This window comes from Serratia sp. CY74737, from assembly GCF_052166775.1.
In the GTDB taxonomy this organism is placed as follows: Bacteria; Pseudomonadota; Gammaproteobacteria; order Enterobacterales; family Enterobacteriaceae; genus Serratia; species Serratia ureilytica.
On the sequence record NZ_JBJNOF010000036.1, the window covers coordinates 1 to 1,207 of the forward strand.

Below are 1,207 nucleotides of genomic sequence, written 5' to 3' on the forward strand. Positions count from 1 at the left end.
TGTAAGCATCCCGGCTTTAGTTCCATGCACTTTTTGAGATATCCGGTGTTTCAGCCATCAGCCGGTACTCTGCCGGCGTCAGGTTGTTCAGGGATTCATGAGGCCGCTCGTTGTTATATTCCTTCAGCCAGCGCTCTGTAATTTCCCGCGCTTCATTCAGTGTTCTGAACAGATAAAAATCCAGGATTTCTGTTCGGTATGTCCGGTTGAACCGTTCGATAAAAGCATTTTGTGTAGGCTTACCCGGCTTGATAAATTCGAGCTGCACACCATGTTCTTCGGCCCATTGGGCCAGCGCCAGTGAGACCAGTTCGGGCCCGTTGTCCATCCGCATCTTCAGTGGGTAACCACGGTTTGCCACGATCCTGTCCAGCACCCGGACGACTCGCTGAGCAGGGATATTCAGGTCGATTTCTATCGCCAGTGCTTCACGGTTAAAATCATCTACCACGTTGAAGGTCCGGAAGCGCCTGCCGCAGACCAGCGCATCGTGCATAAAATCAATGGACCAGCTCTGGTTCAGCGATCCCGGTGTGGCCAGCGAGGCCGGATTACGCACTGGCAGACGTTGCTTTCCTTTGCGACGAAAATTCAGTTTCAGCAGGCAATAAATCCGGTGAACACGTTTATGGTTCCAGGTGTTGCCCTGTCTGCGTAGTAGTTGGAACAGCTTCTTAAAACCGTATCGTGGATAGCGTTCTGCCAGTTCAGTCAAAGCCCGGATCACCGGTTCATCACGCCGGGTATCGGGCTGATAAAAATACACCGTCCTGCTCAGCGATAATGTCCTGCATGCCTGGCGGATACTCATGGCAAACTGTGCCGCCAGATAACTGACGAGCTCCCGCTTTATCGCTGGCTTTAAAGCTTTTTTTCGATAACGTCTTTCAGGGCCCGACATTCAAGGCTGAGATCAGCAAACATCTGTTTGAGCCGCCGGTTTTCGTCCTCCAGATCCTTCATCTTTTTGATATCAGAAGCTTCCATCCCGCCATACTTTGCTTTCCAGTTGTAATAGGAAGCTTCGGATATTCCCGCTTCGCGGCAAACATCCTTAACGGTACGTCCGGCTTCGACAGACTTCAGAACGGTAATGATCTGGTGCTCGGTGAATCGGGCTTTACGCATGACGATCTCCTCAGGGGACATAATCAGTATGTCGGAAGATCTCTAAAAGTGAATGGTCCGTTTTACCGGGATGCTTACA

At 51.0% G+C, this 1,207-nt stretch carries 1 protein-coding gene; it reads right to left on the bottom strand.

Translation table 11 applies throughout. The features are described from left to right. Positions 1 to 16: 16 nt before the first annotated feature. Positions 17 to 1,128, bottom strand: a protein-coding gene (locus ACJ8PE_RS25005) for an IS3 family transposase (protein WP_164099023.1) whose coding sequence is annotated in 2 segments (ribosomal slippage) — positions 17 to 867 and positions 867 to 1,128 — 1,113 coding nt in all. Because the reading frame shifts where the segments join, the coding sequence is not laid out codon by codon here. Positions 1,129 to 1,207: the final 79 nt, after the last annotated feature.